We start from the raw sequence: 16106 nt of genomic DNA, 5'->3' as shown, positions 1-16106 counted from the left end.
ACCGCCGCGGGGGCGGGGCGCGGGCGCCTCGGCGCGCCGGATCGCCCGCGCCGCGGCGCGAAGCCGCCGGCCCTCGCGTGCGGCCTCCTCCGGCAGGATCTCGCCGAGCTCGCGGCAGAAGGCCGCGGCGGCGTCCAGCGCGGCGGCGGCGAGCGCCTCCACCTCCACCTCGACGTCCCGGGCGAGGACCCGCGACGGGCGGGCGAGCGTCACCACGGTCAGCAGCGCGCTCGGGCCGCGCCTGCGGATGACGAGCTCGAGCTCGCCGTCGCGGAACGGGACGGTGGCGTGGGCCTCCCCGCTGACCACGCGGGAGATGGCCCGCAGGAGCGCCTCGAGCGAAGGAAGGAGCGCCCCCTCCGCCCGCCCGGAGGTGATGTCGATCCCGTCGACCTCGATGGCGAGCGCGTCCACGACGGCGCGCGCCGCGGCGACCCGCGCCGGCCCCTCCGCGCGGCTCAGAGAGGCGGTGAGCCCGGGGTCGTGCTTCCAGCTTGCGCCCGTTCGGATCCGGATCATGGGATCCCAAGAATCACCGCGGAATCAGGTACTTTCAACGTTGACAGGGCAGGGGCCCCGCACGAAGATGTCCACTCCGGTGCGGGCCCCCGACGCGTGGGCCGCCCCTCCTTCTTTCCCTCTACCAAGGACGTACATGACCTTCACGGAAGCAGCGATCGAGGTGCTGCGGCGCGAAGGAAAGCCCCTCCACTTCAGGAAGCTCACGGAGATCGCCATCCGCGAGAGCCTGCTCGACCACGTCGGGAAGATTCCCGAGGAGACGATGGCCGATCAGCTCGCCGCGCACTGCCGCCTTCCGCACGAGGACCGGCGGGTGATCCCGGTGCAGCAGGGCACCTTCGCGCTGACCGAATGGGGACTCGACGAGGACCCCGCTGGGCTGGAGGCGCTCGTCGAGCCGCCTCCCGACGGGGAGCCCGCTTATCGGGGGCGCGAGCGCCACCCGATCCCCTCCCGCGAGCTCGCCCGCAGCACCGGGCGTGGCGAGGCGGGCAAGCCGCGTCGCAGGGAGGAGGAGGAGCGGCGCGGGCGCCGCTTCCCGCCGCCCGCGGAGGTCGCCTACGAGATCCTGGCCGGCGCCGGCCGCGCGCTCTCGCTCGCCGACATCGCCGCGCAGGGCGCGGAGCGGCTGCTCATGCCGGACGCGTTCGTCCGCGACGGCGGCTCGCTGCGGGCCGCGCTCGTCGAGGACAACCGCCGGCGCGAGTCGGCCGGGCGCAAGGCGCTGTTCCTCGTCGACGGGGACTCCGTGACGCTCGTCGCGCAGCCCGAGCCGGGCGAGCGTGTCGCCGCTCCGGCTGCCGCGCGTGCCGCGCCGGTCCAGACCGCGACCGAGCTGCGCCGGGCGGCCCTCGCCGGGCTGCGCCGCCGCCTGCGCGAGTGCGACGCCGCCACGATCGAGCACGTCGCGTCCCGGCTGCTCGACAAGATGGGGTTCCGCGAGCTCAAGGTCGCGAAGCGCAGCCGCGAGCACGTGATCTACACGGCGCGGCTCAAGATGGGGCTCGGCGACCTGCGCCACGGGATCCGGATCGTGCGCAACGGCGCGGACGCGTCGCGGCGCGACGTGACCGAGCTCCGCCGCGACCTCGCCCACTACGGCGCCCAGATCGGCATCGTGGTCAGCGCCGGAGAGGTGGCGCGCGAGGCGCGCGCCGAGGCGACGGCGGCGGGGCAGCTGCCCATCGTGCTCCTCTGCGGCGAGGCGCTCGCCGAGGCGTTCGCGGACGCGGGGCTCGGCACCGTCCCGGTGGTGATCCCGGAGGTCGACGACGGCTTCTTCCGCGCCGCGGCCGAGGAGGCCGAGAAGGAGGAGGCGGCCCGGCGTGCCCGGCGCGAGGAGCGCGATCGCCGCGAGGGCAGGGAGCCTCGCGAGCGCGACCGGGAGCGGGACCGGGACCGGGACCGGGACCGGGAGCCGCGCGGGGCCCGCCGCGAGGAGCGGACCGTGTCCGTCGAGGCGGTTCAGGCGGCGTCGGAGGAGCCGAGCGGCGCACCGATCGCGGAGCCGGCTGCGGGCGAGGTCATCGCGAGCGCGGCGGCGGCTGCCGAGGCGGTCGCGCCGTCGCGTCCGCCGCAGCCCGTCGCGCCGCGGGGCGAGACGTCCATCGAGGTGCCCGCAGAGCTGGACGACGAGGGGCCGGAGGGCGAGGAGGACGAGGACGAGTCCGAGGCCTCGGCCGAGGGTGAGCCCGCCACCGCGTCCGAGGCGAGCGCCGGCGAGGCCGGAGCCGGCGCAGACCGTCGCCGTCGCCGCCGGCGCAGGCGCCGGCGTGGCGGTCGGGGTCGCTCGCGAGAGGGCGCTCCCCAGGGGCAGGCCGCGGCCGGCGCGGAGGGCGCTGCGGGCGAGGCACCGGCGCAGGGCGCTCGCGAGGGCGTCGCCGCTCCCGAGGCGCCTGTCGCCGCTCCGCAGTCCGCGCCACCTCCCCCGGCTGCGCGGCAGGACGACGGGGACACCGGCGGGTAACGATGCGGAGCGCGCGCCGAGGCGTCACCGGGGTGATCGTGGCCGTCGCGGCCCTGATCGCCGCGGTGCCGGCCTGCCGCCGCGGTGCCCAGCCGGCGTCGATCGCGAGCGTTCGCATCGCCGACGGTGCGCTGGCGGAGCCGCTGCGGGAGGCGGGCCTCGACGTCCCCAGCCTGGAGAGCGCCGCGCGCGCAGCGCTGGGGGAGGCGGGCTTCCGGCTCGCCGACGGCGAGCGCTCCTACCGCGCGCGCATCGACGTGCTCGGGGTGCGGCTCGCGCCCGACGGCTTCGCGGGGAGCGCGCCGCGGGTGGAGATCGCGATCGAGCTCCAGCTCGCCCCGGTGAACCCGGAGGCGGGCGAGATCGTGCGCGAGACGAGCACCGCCACCGCGACGCTCGCCGGCCGGACGCCCCGGGACGCCTGGCGCACCGCGTTCGGCGCCGCGGCGGCGGACGCGGCCAAGGGGCTCGCGCTCGGGTTCGCCGCCGAGGCGAAGCCCCTCGACGCGCTCCTCGCCGATCTCGGCTCGCGTGATGCCCGGGTTCGCGATCACGCCATCCGCGTGCTGGCCGACCGGCGCAGCCCGGAGGCGGTCCCCGCGCTGCTCGAGCGGCTGCGGGACGCCGATCCCGAGATCGTCCAGCGCGCGGTGGGCGCGCTCGCGCAGATCGGCGACCGCCGCGCGGTGGCCCCGCTCATCGAGGTGGCGCAGGGCGGTGACCCCGCGCTGACCGCGCGCGTCGCCCGGATCGTGGGCGAGCTCGGCGGCTCCGAGGCGGAGGGGTACCTGCTCACGCTCGAGGCCGGTCACCCCGATCCCGCCGTCCGCCGCGCCGCGCGAGAGGCGCTCGCGGAGCTCTCCGCGCGCGCGGAGGCCTCGGGCTCGGCGGTTTCCGCTAAGATGCGGGCCCCATGAGGCTCCGCTCCCTCGCCGCCGTCTCCCTGATCGCTCTCGCCTGCGCCCGCGCGCCCACCCCACGGGCCGCGGCCGCCGCCCCCGGCGCCGGGCCCGCCGACTACTTCCCGCTCGCCGTCGGGAACGAATGGATCTACCGCGACGAGTCGCCCGTCCTGCCGCCCGCTCAGCGCGGGAACGAGCGCACGGTCCGGATCGTCGAGCGCACGGCGGACGGCTACTTCAAGGACACGGAGCGCGGAGAGCTGCGCGCCGACGCCGGCTGCCTGCACGATCGGACGCGCCGCCTGCTGTGCGGCCCCATCGCGGCGGGCACGCGCTGGACCTCCATCGTCTCGGCGAGCTCGACGGAGCGGTACGAGATCGCGGGGGTGGGCGAGGCGGTGACCACCCCGGCAGGCGCGTTCCAGGGCTGCGTGCGCGTGCGGGCGCACAACCGCGCGGGGCCGGACGCGGACCACGTGCTCGAGATCACCTACGCGCCCGGGGTGGGGCCGGTGAAGCTCGAGACGTTCTCGGTCGTGGGCTCGGCGGTGACGCCGCAGGTGCGGGCGGTGCTGCGCGCGTACCGGATCGGAGGCAAGTGATGCGCGAGGTCGGCATCGGGATCGCCGGGTTCGGCACCGTCGGCGGCGGGGTGCTCTCCATCCTCCGCAGCCACGCGGACGACATCGAGGCGCGGCTCGGCGCGCGCATCGCCGTGCGCCGCGTGGCGGTGCGCGACGCGACCAAGGAGCGCGCCGTCGGGCTCGATCCCGCGCTCCTCACCACGCGCCCGGAGGACCTGCTGGAGGATCCGGAGATCGCGGTCGTGGTCGAGCTCATGGGCGGCGTCGACAGCGCGTTCGACCTCGTCCGCGGCGCGCTCGAGCGCGGCAAGCACGTCGTCACCGCGAACAAGGCGCTCCTCGCCGCGCGCGGCGAGGAGATCTTCCGGCTCGCCCGCCGGCAGGGCGTGGACGTCTACTACGAGGCGGCGGTCTGCGGCGGCGTGCCGATCATCCGCACGCTCCGCGAGGCCCTCGCCTCCGACCGGATCAACTCCCTCCACGGCATCGTCAACGGGACGACGAACTTCATCCTCACCGCGATGGACGAGCAGGGCGCGCGCTTCGAGGACGCGCTCCGCGAGGCGCAGCGGCTCGGCTACGCCGAGGCGGATCCCACCCTCGACGTGTCGGGCGGCGACGCGGCGCAGAAGCTCTGCGTGCTCGCGCAGCTCGCGTTCGGGGCGCGGCTCAAGCCCGAGGACGTCCTGACGGAGGGGATCACCGCGCTCAGCCCCGAGGACTTCCGCTGGGGGCGCCAGTTCGGCTACGCGCTCAAGCTGCTCGCCATCGCCCGGCGCACCGGGCCGGCGGAGGGGGCGGGCGCGGGCGCGCCCGACCAGATCGAGGCGCGCGTGCACCCTGCGTTCATCCCGGCGGGCTCGCTCCTCGCCGGCGTCCGCGGCGCCATGAACGCGGTCGTGCTCCGCTCCGAGGCGCTCGGGCCCTCCATGCTCTACGGGCAGGGGGCCGGCGCGATGCCCACCGGCAGCGCGGTGGTGTCGGACATCATCGACCTCACCCGCAACATCCTCGCCGGCAGCCCCGGGCGCGTCCCGCTCCCGCCGGACCGGCCGCTCGTCGAGCTGCGCCCGCACGACGAGGTCCGCTGCGCGTACTACCTGCGCTTCTCGGTGAAGGACGCGCCGGGCGTGCTCGCTCGCACCGCCTCCAAGCTGGCCGAGCACCGCATCTCCATCGCGGCGGTGCAGCAGCGCGAGCAGAACGACCAGGGGCAGCCCGTGCCGCTCGTCATCGTGACCCACCTCGCGCGCGAGGCGGACCTGCGCGGCGCGATCGGCGAGATCGATCGCTACTCGACGACGCTCGCGCCCACGCGGCTCATCCGTATCGAGACCGTCTGACCGGCGGGCGCGCGCGCCCGGCCTTGCCTGGTGCGCGCGCCTCCTGCTAAACCCGGCGCCCCCGCGCTCGGGGCTTCGGCGAGGCGTCGATCATGGTGAGCACCGAGCTCCGCGTCATCTACGGCGACACGGATCAGATGGGCGTCGTCTACTACGCGAACTACCTGCGCTACTTCGAGGCGGGGCGGAACGAGTTCATCCGCGCGAAGGGGCTCCGCTACCGGGACTTCGAGGAGCGGCACCAGCTCCTGCTGCCGGTCGTCGAGGCGCAGGTGAGCTACCGCACCCCGGCGCGCTACGACGATCTCCTCACCGTGGAGACGGCCCTCGTGGAGGCGCGCCGCGCCTCGGCGAGGTTCGGATACCGCATCGTCCGGGACGGCGACGTCGTCGTCACCGGGTACACCGTGCACGCGTGCGTGGACCGGGAGGGCAAGGTCCAGCGCATGCCCCGCGAGCTGCTCGAGCGCCTGTCGGCGGGCGAGGGGCTCGCGGACCCGACTTGAAGGAGCAGGAAGGCATGGATCGAAACCTCGCGCTCGAGGTGGTGCGCGTCACGGAGGCGGCCGCGCTCGCGTCCGCCCGGCTCATGGGCCGCGGCGACCGGAACGGCGCCGATCGGGCCGCCGTGGACGCGATGCGCCGCGTCTTCGACCACGTGAGCGTCCGCGGCGAGGTCGTCATCGGGGAGGGCGAGCGCGACGAGGCGCCCATGCTCTTCATCGGCGAGAAGGTGGGCCGCCAGGGGGAGGGGGACGTCGAGGTGGAGATCGCCGTCGACCCGCTCGAGGGGACGAACCTCTGCGCGACCGGCGCGCCCAACGCGGTCAGCGTCATCGCGATCGGCGAGAAGGGTAAGCTCCTGCGCGCGCCCGACGCGTACATGGAGAAGATCGCGGTCGGCCCGGGGGCCCGGGGCGCCATCGACCTCCGCCTCTCGCCGACCGAGAACCTGCGGCGCGTCGCCGACGCGCTCGGGAAGTACCTCGAGGATCTCACCGTGGTGATCCTCGATCGTCCTCGCCACGAGCGCCTCGTCGCCGAGGTGCGCGCGGCCGGGGCGCGGATCAAGCTCATCGGCGACGGCGACGTGTCGGGCGCGCTCAACACCTGCTTCCCCGAGTCCGGCGTGGACGTGCTCATGGGCACCGGCGGCGCGCCCGAGGGCGTGATCGCCGCCGCGGCCCTCCGCTGCGTGGGCGGCGACATGCAGGGCCGGCTCCGCTTCGCCAGCGAGGAGGAGCGCGCCCGCGCGACGCGGATGGGCCGCTCCGACCCGGACAAGGTGCTCTCGCTCGAGGAGCTCGCCGGCGGGAACGTGATGTTCGCCGCGACGGGCGTCACGAACGGCGACTTCCTCCGAGGGGTGCACTTCACGGGGGACGGCGCCCGCACGCACTCCGTCGTGATGCGGTCGAAGAGCGGGACGATCCGTTACATCGAGACCATCCACAGGTTCGCCCGCGCCCCGGACTACGGGCACTAGGGCGCCGCCCCGCCGTCGCGCCGCGCGGCAGGCGGGAGAGCCGCCGCGGGGCGCGACGCCCCTGGAGGAGACGAATGGCCGCCATCTCGCGTGAGGTCGTCATCGACGCGCCCGTGGAGCGCTTCTTCGATCTGGTCGTGGACTACGGGCGCTACCCGGAGTTCGTGCCCGGAATCCATGCCTGCCGGGTGAAGGGCGGCGGCCCGGCGAGCCGCGAGGTCGAGTACGAGCTCGACGTCGGCGTTAAGAAGATCCGGTACGTCCTCCGTCACGTGGAGGAGCGACCGCGGCGCGTCGCCTGGTCGCTCGTCTCGGGAGACATGATGAAGGTCTCGAGCGGCTCCTGGGAGCTCGAGGACGCGGGCGGGAAGACGCGCGCCCGGTACACGGTGGACATCCAGATCGCGAAGCCGCCGCTCGTGCCGCAGGTCATCGTCGACCGCGTGGCCGACGAGCTCACCCGCGTGCAGCTGCCGCGGACGCTCGAGGCGTTCAAGCGCCGCGCGGAGCTCTAGCAAGTCGCTCGAAGCGTGCGCAGCTGGCACAGCCCCGTGTGGCTCGCCGACGCCTGCCGGCCCGCATGCCGATCGTCTCCGGCTAGCTCCGAAGAGAGCGCGGGCGCGCATCCTTGACCCCCCATCTCGGCGGGGTTTACGATGATTCTTGGCCCTGGTCGGGACATCTGAATGCGCCGCCGAGGCGCATCGTTAAGACAGGAGAGCGCGAACGGAGAGCCGTCCCAGAGGGAACGCAGCTTGCACATCCAGGGACCGGAGACGAGGACGAGGCCGAGGGGACGAGACATGCTGGACGCCTACGTCATCGAGGAGATCAAGCGGCGCGAGCGAGAGCAGCGCCGTGACGATCGTCCGGTCATCGAGCTGCCCATCCCCCAGCCTGCGCACCGGCCGGGCGGCGAGGAGCCTGCCGACCGCGACGACGGCCGGAAGGATCGCGGCGTCGTGATCATCGACCTCGGCTGACCAGATTCGTAGGAGGCGCTCGCCAGAGGCGAACGCCGACGAGAGGGCGCGGACCGCGAGGTCTCGCGCCCGATTTCTTCTCTGCGTCCTTCGGGCCGGGTCTCGGAATACCGATTGACCGTCGCGGATGCGGCGGGCACATTCCGGCACCCGAACGGCGGTGCGCTTCGCCCGCCGCGGCCAGCTGGCGCTCCGCGCCGCGAGGGAGGGACCTCCGATGACCGAGATCATCAACGTGACCGCGCGCGAGATCCTCGACTCGCGCGGCAACCCCACGATCGAGGTCGAGGTCGCGGTCGGGACGGGCGACGTCGGCCGCGCGGCCGTACCGTCGGGCGCCTCGACGGGCGAGCACGAGGCGCTCGAGCTCAGGGACGGCGACAAGCGCCGCTACCTGGGCAAGGGGGTCCGCAAGGCGATCGCGAACGTGCTCGACGAGCTCGCCCCGGCGGTGGTCGGGCTCGACGCCGCGGACCAGGCGGTGCTCGACCAGCGCATGATCGAGCTCGACGGCACCGCCACCAAGTCGAAGCTCGGCGCGAACGCCGTCCTCGGCGTCTCGCTCGCCGCGGCCAAGGCGGCCGCGCAGGCGCACGGGCTGCCGCTCTACCGCTACGTCGGCGGCGTCGGGGCGCGCACGCTCCCCGTGCCGCTCATGAACATCCTGAACGGCGGCGCGCACGCCGACTCGAACGTGGACATCCAGGAGTTCATGGTGGTCCCGCTCGGCGCCCCGACCTTCGCCGAGGCGCTGCGCTACGGCGCCGAGATCTTCCACGCGCTGAAGAGCGTGCTGAAGAAGAAGGGGGCCGGGACCGGCGTCGGCGACGAGGGCGGCTACGCCCCGAGCCTCGCCTCGAACGAGGAGGCCCTCGCGCTCATCATGCAGGCGATCGAGCAGGCGGGCCTGAAGCCGGGGGACGACGTCGCGCTCGCGCTCGACTGCGCGGCGAGCGAGTTCTTCGAGAAGAGCTCCGGCAAGTATGAGCTCGAGGGCGAGGGGAAGGCCTTCGACGGCAAGGGGCTCGTCGACTTCTACGCCGGGCTCGCCGCGAAGTACCCGATCGTCTCGATCGAGGACGGCTGCGCGGAGGACGACTGGGCCACCTGGAAGCTGCTCACCGAGCGGCTCGGGTCGAAGCTCCAGCTCGTCGGCGACGATCTCTTCGTGACGAACGTGACCCGCCTCTCGCGCGGCATCCAGGACGGCGTCGCGAACTCGATCCTCGTGAAGGTGAACCAGATCGGCTCGCTCACCGAGACGCTCGAGGCCGTCCGCATGGCCCACCGCGCGGGCTACACGAGCGTGATGAGCCACCGCTCCGGCGAAACCGAGGACACCACGATCGCGGACCTCTCGGTGGCGTGCGACTGCGGGCAGATCAAGACCGGCTCGGCGTCGCGCACCGACCGGGTCGCCAAGTACAACCAGCTCCTCCGCATCGAGGAGCAGCTCGGCAAGGCCGCCCGCTACGCGGGGCGCGACGCGTTCAAGGCGCTGCGCTGACCGCCGAGGCGGGCTGGACGTTCGACGCGCCGCGGGATCGATCCCTCGGCGCGTCTTCTTCTTCGGGACGAGCAGGGATCTCGACCACCCCGCTCCACGCTCCGCGCCGCCGCGCCCGTGCGCACTGCGAGCGGCGAGTCGAGCGATCGGGCTTTTCGCGGAAAAGTGGACGTTGACGGGGGTTCCGTTTGACCGCAACCCGTGCGTTTCGCTAGGTTCGCGCGCCACACCGACGGCGCGAGGAGAATGCATGCGGGCCCAGTGGATCGCGAAGCGTCACGGCCAGCCGAACCTGACGCAGATGCATCATGCGCGGCGCGGGATCGTGACCGAGGAGATGGCGTACGTCGCCGAGCGGGAGCGGCTCGCGCCGGAGGCCGTGCGCGAGGAGGTCGCCCGCGGGCGGCTGGTGATCCCGGCGAACGTGAACCACCCCGAGCTCGAGCCCATCGGGATCGGCGTCGCCGCGACCTGCAAGATCAACGCGAACATCGGGAACAGCGCCGTCACCTCCGACGTGGACGAGGAGCTGCGCAAGCTCGGCGTGTGCCTGCGCCACGGCGCGGACACGGTCATGGATCTCTCGACCGGCGGGGACATCCCGCTCATCCGGGAGAACATCCTCCGGCACAGCCCGATCCCGGTCGGCACCGTGCCCATCTACGAGTGCCTCGCCCACGTGAAGGACGTCGTCGACCTCACCCCGCGCATGCTCCTCGACATCATCGAGGCGCAGGCCGCGCAGGGCGTCGACTACATGACGATCCACGCGGGCGTCCTGCGCGACATCGTCCCCATGGCGGCCGGGCGCATCACCGGCATCGTCTCCCGCGGCGGCGCGCTCATCGCGCGCTGGATGGCCGCGCACGGCGAGGAGAACCCGCTCTACACGCACTTCGACGCCATCTGCGAGATCTTCAAGCGCTACGACGTCACGTTCTCGCTCGGCGACGGGCTCCGGCCGGGCTGCCTCGCGGACGCCTCCGATGCGGCCCAGTTCGCGGAGCTGAAGGTCCTCGGCGAGCTCACGCGCAAGGCGTGGCAGCACGACGTCCAGGTGATGGTCGAGGGGCCGGGACACGTCCCGCTCGACCAGATCCCGATGAACATGCAGAAGGAGCGGGAGCTCTGCGACGACGCCCCGTTCTACGTGCTCGGGCCCATCGTCACGGACATCGCCCCCGGCTACGACCACATCACGAGCGCCATCGGCGCGACGGTCGCCGCGCAGCACGGCGCCTCCATGCTCTGCTACGTCACGCCGGCCGAGCACCTCGGCCTGCCCGACCAGGAGGACGTCCGGCAGGGGATCATCGCGTACAAGATCGCCGCCCACGCCGCCGACGTCGCCCGCCACCGGCCGGGCGCGCGCGATCGCGACGACGCGCTCTCGCGGGCGCGCTACGCCTTCGACTGGAAGCGCCAGTTCGAGCTGTCGCTCGATCCCGACGCCGCGCGCACGAAGCACGACGCGACCCTGCCGCACGACACGTTCAAGTCCGCGGAGTTCTGCTCGATGTGCGGGCCCAAGTTCTGCTCGATGCGGATCCACTCGCACCTCGGCGACGCGGACGCCCCGGGCGCCGCGCCGCCCTGCGGGGCCGAGCCCGCGCCCGAGCCCACCGCGCGCGCCGGCGCGCTGCCCATCGCGAGATAGGCCGTAAACGGCCGCGAGCCCGCCGGGGCCCCTCCGCGATCGCGGCGTGGCCCGCTGCGGTCGCGCGTCGCGAGCGGCCGCCCAGCCCGGACCCGCCCCTCGGGGACGTGGGACGCGAAGTGTCGCCGAGCCCGCGCCGGGTTAGGATCCGCGCGATGGCACCCCCGGTCACGGTGTACGAGGTCGGCCCCCGGGACGGGCTCCAGAACGAGGCGCGCACCGTCCCCCCCGGCGACAAGCTCGCGCTCGTCCGCGCGCTCGCCGAGGCCGGGCTGCGCCGCATCGAGGCGACGAGCTTCGTCTCGCCGCGCTGGATCCCGCAGCTCGCGGACGCCGCCGAGGTCACCGCGGCGCTGCCGCGCGCCGAGGGCGTGTCCTACGTGGTCCTCGTCCCCAACGCGAAGGGGCTCGAGCGACTCGTCGAGGCGCTCGGCGGCGGGGGCCCCGGGCACGCTCCGGTCGACGCCGCGGTGTTCCTCTCGGCGTCCGAGAGCCACTCCCGCCGGAACATCAACAAGGGGGTCGCCGAGGCGCTCGAGGAGCTCGCGACGCTCGTGCCCGCGGCGCTCGCGCGCGGGCTCCGGGTGCGGGGCTACGTGTCGACGGTGTGGGGCTGTCCGTACGAGGGGAGGGTGGATCCGGCGCGCGCGGTGGAGATCGCGCACCGGCTCCTCGCCCTCGGCTGCCACCAGGTCTCGCTCGGCGACACCATCGGCGTCGGGACGCCCAACCAGACGCGCGACATCGTCCGGCGGGCGCTCGCGGGCGCGCCGCCCGAGGCGCTCGCGCTCCACATGCACGACACGCGCGGGACGGCCCTCGCGAACGTGCTCGTCGGGCTCGAGGAGGGGCTCACCACCTTCGATTCCTCGATCGGCGGGCTCGGCGGCTGCCCCTACGCGCCGGGCGCGTCGGGCAACCTCGCGACCGAGGATCTCGTCTACATGCTGCACGGGATGGGGATGGAGACGGGCGTCGACTGGGAGCGGCTCGTCGCGGCGGGCGCCCTGGCGCAGCGGCTCGTCGGCCGCCGGCTGCCGGGCAAGGCGCTCCAGGCGGAGCTCGCGCGCGCCGGGGCGGGCGCGTGACGCGGGCGCTGGATCGAGGCAGGGACGGACCCCGGGAGGCGCACGTGAGGCAGCTCCGGATCGATCGTCGCGACGGCGGCATCGAGGTGTGGACCATCGACGGCGAGGCGCGGCGAAACGCGATCTCGCGCGCGCTCCTGCGCGATCTCGAGGAGCACCTCGCCCGCGCGGCCGCGGATCGCGCGCTCCGCTGCGTGGTCGTGACCGGCGCGGGGGACAAGGCGTTCTGCGCCGGGGCGGACCTCAAGGAGCGCGCCGCGATGTCCGCGGAGGACGTCCACGCCTTCCACCACGGGCTGCGACGGGCGCTCCGCGGCATCGAGGAGGCGCCCCAGCCGTTCGTCGCGGCCCTGAACGGCGCGGCGCTGGGCGGCGGCCTCGAGCTCGCGCTCGCCTGCGATCTGCGCCTCGCGGCGGAGGGGGCGGAGCTGGGCCTGCCGGAGGTGGCGCTCGGGATCATCCCCGGCGGCGGAGGGACGCAGCGCCTCGCCCGGCTCGTGGGCGTGGCCCGCGCGAAAGATCTCGTCCTCACCGCGCGCCGCGTCTCCGCCGCCGAGGCGCTCGCGATGGGGCTCGTGACGGGCGTCGCCCCGGGCCACCGTCTCCTGGAGGACGCGGTGGCGCTCGCCGCGCGCATCGCGCGGAACGCGCCGGTCTCGCTGCGGCAGGCGAAGCGGGCGATCGACGGCGGCTTTCACCTGCCGCTCGAGGAGGCGCTGGAGCTCGAGAACCGGCTTTACCAGGACTGCCTCGGCACGAAGGACCGGGTGGAGGCGCTCCGCGCGTTCGCGGAGAAGCGGCCGCCCGTCTTCACGGGCGAGTGACCGTCCCCCGGACTCGGGACTCCCCGGCGCTCCCGCGACGGCGATTCTGAGGTAACCTCCGTCGCCGAAAGGGTCCGCGGCACCGAATGGGCGAGGGCGAGCACACCATCATCGGGAAGATCCCGCGGGAGCGCCTGAACCAGATCGCCTCCCGCAAGCTCTCCGCCCTCGGCATCCCGGTGCGGCTCGGCTCCGACCGCGAGACGCTCGAGGGTGAGCTCGCGCTCTCTCGCGCCGTCCACCCCGCGACCGGCCAGCCGATCCCGCGCGCCCGCTTCGTGGTCGCCGGCCACGACCACCTCCGCTTCGTGGACGCGCCCCTCGCCGCGCTCGGCCCCGTGCCGTTCCAGGCTCACGAGCGCGCCGCGCAGCTCGATCAGGCCGTCGCCGCGCTGCTCCAGGAGCGCGCCGCGGCCCTCTCGGACGTCGCCGCGAGGCTCCGCGCGCTCCGCCTCGAGGCCGGGCTCGAGGCCGACCGGCTCGCGGTGCGGGCGATCGTGAAGACGCCGCGGCACGCGTTCGAGCTCCTCGGCGGGCCCGAGGGCATCCGCGTCTCGCGGGTCGCGCCGGTCGGCGGGGCGCCGTTCGAGGTCTCCCCGGAGTTCCCGCCGCTCGAGCTCTCCGGGCTGCGCACGCCCGCGGAGCTCGAGCAGCACCTCGTCGGCGCGCTCTCGCGGATGACCCCGGTCCACGCGCGCGACGCCCGGACCCCCGCGCCCGTCGCCTCGCGGCTCGAGGTCACCCCGCCGCCGCGGAACGCGCTCACGCTCGCCACCCTCGCTGCCGTCTTCGGGGAGGACGCCATGCTCGCGCCGAACGCGATGGTGGAGCTCGTGCAGGAGTTCGAGCACGGCGGGACGCGCTACCGCTTCGTCGCGAGCCGCGAGATGGGGACGCGCTTCAAGGGGCGCCTCATCGGCCCGAGCGGCGACGTCTGGTCGGACCGCTTCGAGCTCGGCGCGTTCCCGGGCACGCGCGCGCTCGTCGCGCTCGCGCTCGGCCTCGCCCCGGGGCAACCCTCCGCGCCCGAGCCGGGCGGCGCCGCCGTCGCCTCCGCCGGCGCGGCCGGTCTCCCCGGGCACCTGCAGCCGAGCCCGGGCGAGGTGTGGGTCATGAACGTGGTCGTCGAGGACGCACGCGACGGCGACGTGCGGTACGTCGGCACGGACATCGACGGCCGCCCCTACGGCGCGGCGCGCGTCCTCCCCCGCGCCGACTTCGAGGCGGTGTTCTCGCAGGAGCGGGGCGGCTGGCGCCTCCTCGTCCTCGTGGACCAGGTGCAGGACGGCAGCGTGATCTATCGTCAGCTCGACGCGAGCCGGCAGCCCATCGGCGCCCCCCGCAAGATGGCGGCGGCCATCCTCGTCGCGAACTTCGTGCCGGAGGCGGCGGCCTACTGATGACGACCGGGAACCCCATCGCCGACCGCGTGCTCGCGGGTAACGTCCGCGCCGCGGCGAGGCTCATGCGCGATCTCGACGACCGCCAGCCCGGCGCGGAGGCGGCGCTCCGGGCGCTGTTCCCGCGCACGGGGCGCGCCTACGTGGTCGGCCTCACCGGCGCGCCGGGCGCGGGGAAGTCGTCCCTCACCGATCGGCTCATCGCGCACCACCGCGCCCACGGCCGGACCGTGGGCGTCGTGGCGGTGGACCCCACGAGCCCGTTCACCGGCGGCGCCATCCTGGGCGACCGGATCCGGATGCAGGACCACGCGCTCGACCCCGGCGTCTTCATCCGCTCGCTCGGCACGCGCGGCCACCTCGGCGGCCTCTCTCGCTCGACGTCGGACGTCGTGCAGGTGCTCGACGCCATGGGGAAGGACGTCGTGATCGTCGAGACGGTCGGCGTGGGGCAGGACGAGATCGAGGTGGCGAACCTCGCGCACACGGTGGTGGTGGTCGCGGTGCCCGGGCTCGGTGACGACGTCCAGGCCATCAAGGCCGGCGTCCTCGAGATCGCCGACGTGTTCGCGGTGAACAAGGCCGACCGGGAGGGCGCGGATCGCACCGTGCGCGACCTGCAGGGGATGCTCGAGCTGCGCCGCATGGTGGCGGCGCGGCCGGGAGACCACGACGCCGCGCATCGCTTCGGGGGAGCGTTGGGCCTCGCGGCGCCGGACGGCTCCTGGGAGCCTCCCATCGTGCGGACCGTGGCGCTGCGCGACGAGGGCATCGCGGAGCTGGCCGCGGCCGTGGACGCGCACCAGGCCCACCTCGAGACGTCCGGCGGCCGCCGGATCCGCGACGCGGCGCGCGCGAGGGCCGCGTTCGTCGCGGTGCTGCGAGAGCGCCTCGTGCAGGGCGCGCTCGAGCGGCTCGAGGCCGAGATGGGCGAGCTCGACGCGGTGGCGGCGCGCATCGCCGCGCGCGAGGCGGATCCCTACGCGCTCGCCGACGAGCTCGCCGCCCGCCTGCGCACATGAGGACCGGCATGAACGACGCGAACGACCCGGGCCGGAGCGCGACCTCCCCGGGCGAGGAGAGACCCGCCGATCCGGTCGCGGCGCTGGAGGCGCGGCTCGGGCTCGCCGTGGGGGACCGCGCCATCGCGCTCGCGGCGCTCACGCACAAGTCCTACGTGAACGAGCACCGGGACGAGGCGGGCCTCACCGACAACGAGCGGCTCGAGTTCCTGGGCGACGCGGTGATCGACCTCGCGGTGTCGCACCGGCTCATGGACCGCTTCCCGGGGGCGCGCGAGGGCGATCTCTCCAAGATGCGCGCCGCCGTGGTGGACGAGCAGGGGCTCTCGGAGATGGCGCGCGCGCTCGACCTGGGCTCGCTCCTGCGGCTCGGGCGCGGGGAGGAGCTGACCGGCGGGCGCCGGAAGTCCTCGCTCCTCGCCGACGCCATGGAGGCCGTGGTGGCGGCGCTCTACCTCGGCGACGGGCTCGCGCCGGTGCTCGTGCTCATCGATCGCTTCCTGGGCGAGGCGTTCGCGCGGGCCGCGGCCGGCACGCTCGACCGCGACTTCAAGACCCAGCTCCAGGAGCTCTCGCAGAGCAGGCTCCGCGCCACCCCCCGCTACCGCGTCGTGGGCGAGCACGGCCCGGATCACTCGAAGACCTTCGAGGTGGAGACGGACCTGCGCGGCGAGGTCGTCGGGAAGGGCGCCGGCCGCTCGAAGAAGGACGCGGAGCAGGCCGCCGCGAAGCTCGCCCTCGACCTGCTCGCGAGGAGGTTCGCGGAGGCGGGCGCGACCGAGGCGGCGGCGTCGCCGTCCGGGCCCGCCGCGCCCGCGGGCG

At 74.6% G+C, this 16106-nt stretch carries 15 protein-coding genes and 1 pseudogene; 15 read left to right on the top strand and 1 reads right to left on the bottom strand.

Features of this window, described 5'->3' with window-relative positions; translation table 11 throughout:
- Positions 1-519, bottom strand: a pseudogene (locus MNZ39_RS19475) (pyrrolo-quinoline quinone); the annotation flags it as partial.
- Between the two features lie 136 nt (positions 520-655).
- On the opposite strand from MNZ39_RS19475, the gene MNZ39_RS19470 reads away from it, so the two are divergent.
- The 15 genes from MNZ39_RS19470 to rnc form a co-directional block, all read left to right on the top strand.
- Complete coding sequence (locus MNZ39_RS19470; protein ID WP_242340751.1) at positions 656-2488, top strand: HTH domain-containing protein; 1833 nt, start codon at positions 656-658, stop codon at positions 2486-2488.
- Positions 2489-2520: 32 nt separating this feature from the next.
- Positions 2521-3405, top strand: a complete 885-nt coding sequence (locus MNZ39_RS19465; protein ID WP_242340750.1) for a HEAT repeat domain-containing protein — start codon at positions 2521-2523, stop codon at positions 3403-3405.
- On the top strand, positions 3402-3992 hold the full coding sequence (locus MNZ39_RS19460) for a hypothetical protein (protein ID WP_242340749.1): 591 nt from the start codon (positions 3402-3404) through the stop codon (positions 3990-3992). The genes MNZ39_RS19465 and MNZ39_RS19460 overlap by 4 nt, the downstream gene beginning before the upstream one ends.
- Positions 3992-5317, top strand: coding sequence for a homoserine dehydrogenase (locus MNZ39_RS19455; RefSeq protein ID WP_242340748.1), 1326 nt, complete (start codon positions 3992-3994; stop codon positions 5315-5317). Before MNZ39_RS19460 ends, MNZ39_RS19455 begins: the two co-directional genes overlap by 1 nt.
- A gap of 92 nt (positions 5318-5409) precedes the next feature.
- Complete coding sequence (locus MNZ39_RS19450) at positions 5410-5823, top strand: thioesterase family protein (RefSeq protein WP_242340747.1); 414 nt, start codon at positions 5410-5412, stop codon at positions 5821-5823.
- A 14-nt stretch (positions 5824-5837) separates the two neighbouring features.
- A complete protein-coding gene (gene glpX / locus MNZ39_RS19445) occupies positions 5838-6803 on the top strand; it encodes a class II fructose-bisphosphatase (RefSeq protein ID WP_242340746.1) in 966 nt (321 codons plus the stop codon).
- Positions 6804-6877: 74 nt separating this feature from the next.
- A complete protein-coding gene (locus MNZ39_RS19440) occupies positions 6878-7318 on the top strand; it encodes a type II toxin-antitoxin system RatA family toxin (protein ID WP_242340745.1) in 441 nt (146 codons plus the stop codon).
- 288 nt (positions 7319-7606) lie between these two features.
- Positions 7607-7786: a hypothetical protein gene (locus MNZ39_RS19435; RefSeq protein ID WP_242340744.1), complete on the top strand. Its 180-nt coding sequence runs from the start codon at positions 7607-7609 to the stop codon at positions 7784-7786.
- Between the two features lie 217 nt (positions 7787-8003).
- Positions 8004-9293: a phosphopyruvate hydratase gene (gene eno / locus MNZ39_RS19430; protein WP_242340743.1), complete on the top strand. Its 1290-nt coding sequence runs from the start codon at positions 8004-8006 to the stop codon at positions 9291-9293.
- A 250-nt stretch (positions 9294-9543) separates the two neighbouring features.
- Positions 9544-10950, top strand: coding sequence for a phosphomethylpyrimidine synthase ThiC (thiC, locus tag MNZ39_RS19425; protein WP_242340742.1), 1407 nt, complete (start codon positions 9544-9546; stop codon positions 10948-10950).
- A gap of 155 nt (positions 10951-11105) precedes the next feature.
- Positions 11106-12038, top strand: coding sequence for a hydroxymethylglutaryl-CoA lyase (locus MNZ39_RS19420; RefSeq protein ID WP_242340741.1), 933 nt, complete (start codon positions 11106-11108; stop codon positions 12036-12038).
- 44 nt (positions 12039-12082) lie between these two features.
- On the top strand, positions 12083-12862 hold the full coding sequence (locus MNZ39_RS19415) for an enoyl-CoA hydratase-related protein (RefSeq protein ID WP_242340740.1): 780 nt from the start codon (positions 12083-12085) through the stop codon (positions 12860-12862).
- Between the two features lie 86 nt (positions 12863-12948).
- Positions 12949-14262 carry a hypothetical protein gene (locus MNZ39_RS19410; RefSeq protein ID WP_242340739.1) on the top strand — a complete coding sequence of 438 codons (1314 nt, stop codon included), beginning with the start codon at positions 12949-12951 and terminating at the stop codon, positions 14260-14262.
- Positions 14262-15284, top strand: coding sequence for a methylmalonyl Co-A mutase-associated GTPase MeaB (gene meaB, locus MNZ39_RS19405; RefSeq protein WP_242340738.1), 1023 nt, complete (start codon positions 14262-14264; stop codon positions 15282-15284). The genes MNZ39_RS19410 and meaB overlap by 1 nt, the downstream gene beginning before the upstream one ends.
- A gap of 8 nt (positions 15285-15292) precedes the next feature.
- Positions 15293-16106: ribonuclease III (rnc, locus tag MNZ39_RS19400; RefSeq protein WP_242340737.1), on the top strand; the 814-nt coding region annotated here is incomplete at its 3' end.

Source organism: Anaeromyxobacter sp. SG66 (assembly GCF_022690805.1).
Classification (GTDB): Bacteria; Myxococcota; Myxococcia; order Myxococcales; family Anaeromyxobacteraceae; genus Anaeromyxobacter; species Anaeromyxobacter soli.
This window is presented reverse-complemented; position numbering and strand designations above follow the sequence as displayed.